We start from the raw sequence: 7,025 nt of genomic DNA, 5'->3' as shown, positions 1-7,025 counted from the left end.
TTAATTCGACCGTCTCATTCGACCCAATCGGCGATGAAGATGTTGGTTTCGCCGCGCACGCGCGCGTTGCGATTCGAGGCGAATACCAGCTTCTTCCCATCGGGCGAGAACATAGGGAAGCCATCGAACGTCTCGTTGTAAGTGATACGCTCCAACCCCGTGCCGTCGACGTTGATCACGTAAAGGTCGAAATCGCGTCCGCGCGGATTGTGGGCGTTCGAAGAGAAGATGATGCGCTCGCCGTCCGGAAAAAAGAACGGGGCGAAACTCGCTGCGCCCAAATTAGTCACTTGACGCTTGTTCGAACCGTCGGCGTTCATCACCCATATCTCGAAGACGTTCGGCTCGATGACGTTCTCCGCGAGACGTTTCTTGTACCGTTCGATCTGTTCCGGCGTCTTCGGATGATAAGCGCGATAGACGATCCGTTTGCCGTCAGCGGAAAAGAACGCGCCACCATCGTAACCCAATTCCGCGGTCAGCCGCCGTACGTTCGAACCGTCGGCATTCATCACGTAAATGTCCAAATCGCCATCGCGCATGGAAGTGAAGACGATCTTCTTCCCATCGGGCGAGATGGTCGCTTCGGCATCGTAGCCGGGGCTGGTCGTCAACCGTTTCAGGTCGGAGCCATCGGCGCGCGCTGTGAAGATGTCGTAAGAAGGGTAGATGGGCCACACGTAGCCGCGCGAATAGTCCGGCGACGGCGGACACTCCGGCCCAGCCAGATGAGTTGAAGAATAAAGGATGCGATCTTCGTTGGGGAAGAAATACGCGCACGTCGTGCGCCCCCTTCCGGTCGAGACCATGCGCACTTGCGTCCCATCGACGCGCATGGTGTAGATCTGATCGCAGGCGCGCCCGTCGCGTTTGGATTGGAAAATCAAACGCTTTCCGTCGGCGGAGAAGTAGGCCTCGGCATTTTCGCCGCCGAAAGTCAGCTGCCGGACGTTGCGCAAATGGCGCTCCAAACGCGTCAGATCGCTCTGGTTCACGCTCGACGGCGCGCGAGTCAAGGGCTGCGCGTTCGTTTCGTTGCGCGCGCGCGCCGCGCTTGGATCACCAACGCCATTTGATAGCAAGAAAAGGCCAAAGGCTAGCGCGATGCACAAAAGGTTTCTCATGTTTCGAACTCTGCATCCTTGACGGACTTTGCCCCAACCAACGCAGCGCGCAAAAGGCGCCTCATCAGGATCTCGCGTACTTTGCGCCCGCTGCTCGTCGCGTTCGTCCGACGTGGCGCACAAAAAGCTCTCAAGACCTCGCTCGAAGACGCGCACGAAGCGAACCGTTTGTCCACGCCCTTGAGCGCCCGGAAGTTCCTCTCGACGCCCGAAGAGGCGCCGACCGAGCAGCTCGCTCTTTCGAGAGATCGTTTATCATCCGTTCCGGCGTTCGAACTCGCGCATGAACTGGACCAGTGCTTCAACGCCGTCGCGTGGGAAAGCGTTGTAAATCGAGGCTCGAATGCCGCCGACCGAGCGATGCCCTTTCAACCCATCGAGTCCTTGCGCCGTCGCTTCTTGCACGAACCTTTTCTCAAGCTCTTCCGAGGGCAGGCGGAACGTGACGTTCATCTTGGAACGCGCTTCAGGCCGCGCGTGACCGCGATAAAAATCGCTCGCATCGATCACGTCGTAGATCATCCGGGCCTTCTCCTCGTTTTCGCGCGCCATCGCCGATAGCCCGCCCTTCTCTTTCAACCACCGACAGACAAGCGAAATGATGTATATGCCGAAGGTGTTAGGCGTATTGTAGAGCGAGCGGTTCTCGACGTGCGTGCGGTAATCGAGCATGGTATGAAGTCCATCAGGGATGCGCTCCAGCATATCCTGCCGGATGATGACAAGCGTCACGCCCGCCGGACCGATGTTCTTCTGCGCGCCGGCGTAGATGAGCCCATATTTTTCCACCGCGATGGGGCGCGACATGATGTCGGATGAGGCATCGGCGACGATGGGCACGCCGCCCGTCTCAGGTTCCTCCGGCCACTGCACGCCCTGAATCGTTTCGTTGGTCGTGATGTGAACGTAAGCGGCGTTCGGATCCAATCTGATCTCGTGCGGCTCAGGGATGCGGTCGAAGTTGGAGTCTTCGGTGGTTGCGGCGACGTTGACGCGCCCTTCGCGCTTGGCCTCTTTGATCGCCTTTTTGCCCCAACTGCCGGTCAAGATGTAATCGGCGCTTCCCGTCTTGGGCAGCAGATTCATCGGAACCATCGAAAACTGCAAGCTCGCTCCGCCCTGCAGGAAGAGCACGTGGTAATGCTCCGGCAAATTCAACAGTTCGCGCACGCCCTGCTCGGCCCGCTGGATGATCTCGTCGAAAGTTTTCGAGCGGTGACTGATCTCCAGCACCGACATCCCAACGCCGGGCAGGGCCAGAAGGTGGCGCTGCGCCTCTTCTAAAACCGGCACGGGCAGCACAGCCGGTCCGGCACTGAAATTGTAGATGCGTTCGGTTCGATCGCTCATCTCGTGTTCTCCTCGGAAGTTCGATGATCTCGTCTGGCGTAATGCCCCTTCAACGCGCGGGCAATCGCGCGCGCAATCGTGGCGCGCGGAAGCAATCTTTCGGACTGGACCAAAAGATAGTTACCCCAACCGGAGATGACGCTGCTTTGCCGCCGCTCCAACGCGGCAAGAGCCGTTCGCACGACATCGGACGGCTTCTGCATGGCGCGAAACGGGGCGCGGCTTTCGACACCGGCGGCGGCGAAGAAGTTCGTCTCGGTCGGGCCCGGACAAAGCGCCATGACGTTTATGCCATGGGAACGGTTCTCTGCCCACAACGCTTCGCTGAACGATAGGACGAAAGCTTTGGTCGCCGAATAGACGCTCATGTAGGGCACGGGTTGAAACGCGGCAGTGGAAGCGACGTTGATGATCTCGCCGCGTCCGCGCGCGCGCATCGGTTTGAGATACAGGTGGGTGAGCGCAACGAGCGACCTGACGTTGAGGTCGATCATGCGCAGTTGGCGATCGAGTTCGAGTTCGACGAAATCGCCCATCGCTCCGAACGCGGCGTTGTTGATCAGGGTTTCGACGCGCACGCCGCGCCGTTCGGTTTCGGCGAACAAACGCGCGGGGGCGTCGGCTTGTGCCAGATCGAGCGCGACGTATTGCGCTTCGATGCGGTGGCGCGCGCTCAGTTCGGCGCACAGCTGTGCAAGCTTCGCTTCGCTGCGCGCCACCAGAACCAGATTGGCGCCTCGGGCGGCGAGTTGTCGGGCGAACTCTTCACCGATGCCGCTCGATGCTCCCGTGATAAGCGCGGCGTTCATGTTCGTCGGTCAGCCTTCCTCGCAGCCGTCGTTTTCGTCCTTCGGCGCGCCGTCACAGTTTCAACAAACTGAGTTCGATGATGTCGGGATTTTCAGCGCGCAACCTTGTGAGCATCTCCGCTGGGGGCGCGCTTTCGAGATTGATGCGCGCCACGGCCGCTTCGGCCCCCGCAAAGACGATGTTCTCCATCTCCTGAACGTTGATTTCGGCGGCGCGGATCGCTCCGAGCACGTGGGCCAAAACACCGGGTCGGTCGCGATGACGCACGATGAGCGTGTGAGTGGCTGGCGTCCGTTCGGCCAAGTTGACGACGTTCGGCACCTTGCCCGTCTCTTTGAACGTCTCGATGATGCGCACCGTTTCGGCGGCGATGGCCTCTTGCGCTTGATCGGTCGAAGCGCCGATGTGGTGTGTGCCGTAAAGGTTCGGCTCGCGCGCGATCTCGGCGGCGAACTCGCCCGTGGCGGCCGACGGCTCTTCCGCGTAAACGTCCAATCCGGCGCGAATCCCCTTCTCGCGCATGGCGCGCAGCAGCGCTTGCTGGTCCACCACTTCGCCGCGCGAAGTATTGATGAAGTAAGCGCCTTGCCGCATTGCGGCGAAAAAGTCCGCGCCGATGAGGCCGCGCGTTTCGGGCGTGAGGGCGACGTGAACGCTGACGATGTCAGCGTCGCGCGCCACCTCGAGCGGCGCGGCGCGGCGCTCGATGCCGAGTTCCGCGGCTTTATCCGGGGTCAAACTGCGGCTCCACGCGATGACCTTCAAGCCGAAGGCGTGCGCGCGGGCGATCATTTCGCGTCCGATTTGTCCGACGCCGATCAGACCGAGCGTACGACCGTAAAGACCACGCGCTTTAGAAAACTCTTTCTTGTTCCAGCGCCCCTGACGCAGTTCGATGACGTTGTCGGGGATCCGTCGGTCCAGCGCGAGGATCAAACCGAAGGCGAGTTCGGCGACGGCGATTGAGTTCTTGCCCGGGCAGTTCGAAACGTAGATGCCGCGACGCGACGCGGCGGCCACATCGATCGTGTTGTAACCGGCACCGGCCCGTACCACCAGTTTGATCGGACCAGCATCGAGCATTGGTTCGGTGACCCGCGTCGAACGGACGACGAGCACATCCGGTTCGATCCGTTTGATGGCATCGGTGAGCGCCTCGTCTCGGAGGTCCGGCTCGTAGAAGACTTCGAAACCGGCTGCCTGCAATCGGTCGCGCCCGGATTGCTCGAACTTATCGGCGATGAGTACGCGCACGTATTGATTCCTCCACTTTCGATGTCAACATCCGGCTGAGCAGCTTCAGTCTTTTCGTCCGAGTTGAATTTGCAACCAACGAAGCCGAAATTTCAAGTCTCCTTCCGCTCCGCGCTCGCGCGCCGAAACCGCCCCATCAAATGCGATGAATCAGGAGGCCATCTCTCAATTTCGGCTCGAACCAAGTCGATTTAGGCGGCATGATTCCGCCCGCATCCGAAACGCGCAGCAGATCGTCCACGGTCGTTGGATAGAGCGAAAAGGCGACGGCCGCCTTGCCTTCGCGTACCAAGCGCTCCAGCTCCGCCGTTCCGCGCGCGCCGCCGACGAAATCGATGCGCTTGTCCGTGCGCACATCTTTGATGCCGAGAATGGGATCGAGCAGATTCTCTTGCAACAGACTCACGTCGAGATTAGCAACCGGATCGGACGCCTGTGGTTTGAATTCATCCTTCAAAACGAGCCCGTACCATCGCCCGTCCAAAAACATACGCCACTCGCCGCGCGCTGGTGGCGCTGGCGTTGCGTCCGTCGTCAAGTGAAACCGCCGCGCGACTTCGTTTAAGAACTCGCCTGGCGTCCGATTCCCTAGATCGCGCACGATGCGATTGTAGGCGAGTATCTGCACTTGATCCGCCGGAAAAGCGACGGCCAAAAAACGATTGTACTCCTCATCGCCCACATGATGCGGATTCTGTTCGCGCAGCGCGACGCGCGCGCGGCTGGCGCTTGCGGCGCGATGGTGCCCATCGGCGATGTAGAGCGCCGGCACTTCGCGAAAGGCTTCGACGATGGGCGCAGCCACCGGCGCGCGCCACATGGTGTGTTGCACGTCGTCCGGCGCCGTAAAGTCGTATAGCGGTACGCTCGCCGTCGCATTGTGCACCAGCTCATCCAATCTTTCATGCGGGCGATAAACGAGAAAGACCGGTCCGGTCTGCGCTCGCAGCGCGAGGATGTGGCGCGTGCGATCATCCTCTTTGTCGCGCCGCGTCTTCTCGTGCTTGCGAATCAGATCGGCGTCGTACTCATCGATGCTGAAACAGGCGGCGATCCCGGTCTGCACGTGATGCCCCATGCGCAGGCGGTAGATGTAGAGGCTCGGCTCATCCTCGGTGATGAGCGGGCATTGGGCAATCAAGCGCTGGAAGTTCTCGCGCGCTTTTTCGTAAACCGCGTCGCTGTAGATCCCCACTTCATCGGGCAGGTCTATCTCCGGGCGCGAAACGTGAAGGAAACTGAGCGGATTATCGGCGGCCAACGCCCGCGCTTCCGCCGTATCAACGACATCGTAGGGAACGGCGGCGACCTGTGCGGCGCGCTCTCGAACCGGACGAAGGGCGCGAAAAGGATAAACGGCAACCACGACACTCTCCCTTTCAAAATCGCTTGTAAGTCGAAGGGCGAAAAGTAAAGACTAATCATCCGCGCCTCTTTTTGCAAACTCGCATCCGACTCGCTCCTGCCTTTCAAGCTCCGCGCGTGACGCGGCTGGTCGCAGCCGGCGACGCGCAATCGAAATGGTTCCAGCGCCAGCCTCCTGCTTCGCCGAACAATTCTCGTTTCCGGTTGCGTGCCACCTTGGGAATGATGCTAGCTTCAACCATCAAGCGTTCGATCCTGAAGCGATGCCGTCCGAAACGTGCGAACGCTGCCAAGTCGCGAAACGCCCGAAAAAGATGCCACCTGTCGCCCGCGCTTTGCATCGTTCGCCCGCTTACGCCCTGTTTTCGCTAACCTTCCGCTCGGCATGCGCCTTGCTCAAAGGGTGTGGTGTCGAGGACGAATTCGAATACGGGAGGAGAAGAAACATGCAAATTGCCTTCAAACAGCGAAACCTCTTCATCTTGACGCTAGCGCTCCTTTCGCTCGTCGGCACAAGCGGAGCGCAAGATCGAGAATACAACGCCATGTCGGCATCGCACGCAGCACAACAACAGGCAGATGCGGAGGAAGCTGATGAGACGACGATGGCAACGCGTCCGACGCTGCGTCGCGCGCGCACGACACAGGGTGAAACGAGCGCGGTGGAAACGCTGCGCGCAGCGCGACGCATCTACGTCATCCCTAACCAATACGTTGACGAAAAGTATCTCGAATATAAACTCGCCAAGCAGCCGGAATTCACCTCTTGGGGCTTCACCATCACGAAGAACGAGCGAAACGCTGACTTAGCGATCGAGATTCATCGCCGCGCTTTCAACTACGTCTTCAGCATCGTCGAACCGCGCTCCGGCACGGTGGTGCTCAACGGCAAAGTCATGGCGATCAATGGGCTAGTAGCGGCAGAGGAGTTGGGGCGAGAGATCGTGCGGCGCATGAAAGAGATCCGCGCTCTCCCCACGACGTCGCCATGAAAGACGCGATCATCGGCGACGGCGACAAGGCCATCCGGGTCGCCCCGGGTGGCCCTGTTTTTTTCGGTCCATCCGCGATCAACATTCGAAGCCGTTGAACCTTTCTTTGCGTATGGCCTTGTTTCTTCGG

6 protein-coding genes are annotated in these 7,025 nt (G+C 60.0%); 1 reads left to right on the top strand and 5 read right to left on the bottom strand.

The genetic code is table 11. The features are described from left to right. Positions 1-14 precede the first annotated feature (14 nt). The 5 genes from C4334_RS10795 to C4334_RS10775 form a co-directional block, all read right to left on the bottom strand. Complete coding sequence (locus tag C4334_RS10795) at positions 15-1,124, bottom strand: TolB family protein (RefSeq protein ID WP_352432095.1); 1,110 nt, start codon at positions 1,122-1,124, stop codon at positions 15-17. A 255-nt stretch (positions 1,125-1,379) separates the two neighbouring features. Next, positions 1,380-2,474 carry a 3-phosphoserine/phosphohydroxythreonine transaminase gene (gene serC, locus C4334_RS10790; protein ID WP_352432094.1) on the bottom strand — a complete coding sequence of 365 codons (1,095 nt, stop codon included), beginning with the start codon at positions 2,472-2,474 and terminating at the stop codon, positions 1,380-1,382. Continuing rightward, positions 2,471-3,283 carry an SDR family NAD(P)-dependent oxidoreductase gene (locus C4334_RS10785; protein ID WP_352432093.1) on the bottom strand — a complete coding sequence of 271 codons (813 nt, stop codon included), beginning with the start codon at positions 3,281-3,283 and terminating at the stop codon, positions 2,471-2,473. Before C4334_RS10785 ends, serC begins: the two co-directional genes overlap by 4 nt. Before the next feature lie 52 nt (positions 3,284-3,335). Next, the gene (locus C4334_RS10780; RefSeq protein ID WP_352432092.1) at positions 3,336-4,538 is read right to left on the bottom strand and encodes a 3-phosphoglycerate dehydrogenase family protein; all 1,203 of its coding nucleotides are present in this window, start codon (positions 4,536-4,538) and stop codon (positions 3,336-3,338) included. Positions 4,539-4,674: 136 nt separating this feature from the next. Further along, entirely contained in the window at positions 4,675-5,904 is a 1,230-nt protein-coding gene (locus tag C4334_RS10775; RefSeq protein WP_352432091.1) for a DUF1015 domain-containing protein, read from the bottom strand. Between the two features lie 445 nt (positions 5,905-6,349). Here C4334_RS10775 and C4334_RS10770 point away from each other — a divergent pair, with 445 nt between their 5' ends. Then, a complete protein-coding gene (locus C4334_RS10770) occupies positions 6,350-6,895 on the top strand; it encodes a hypothetical protein (RefSeq protein ID WP_352432090.1) in 546 nt (181 codons plus the stop codon). The last annotated feature ends 130 nt before the right edge of the window (positions 6,896-7,025 follow it).

Source organism: Pyrinomonas sp. (genome assembly GCF_040289685.1).
In the GTDB taxonomy this organism is placed as follows: Bacteria; Acidobacteriota; Blastocatellia; order Pyrinomonadales; family Pyrinomonadaceae; genus Pyrinomonas.
This window is presented reverse-complemented; position numbering and strand designations above follow the sequence as displayed.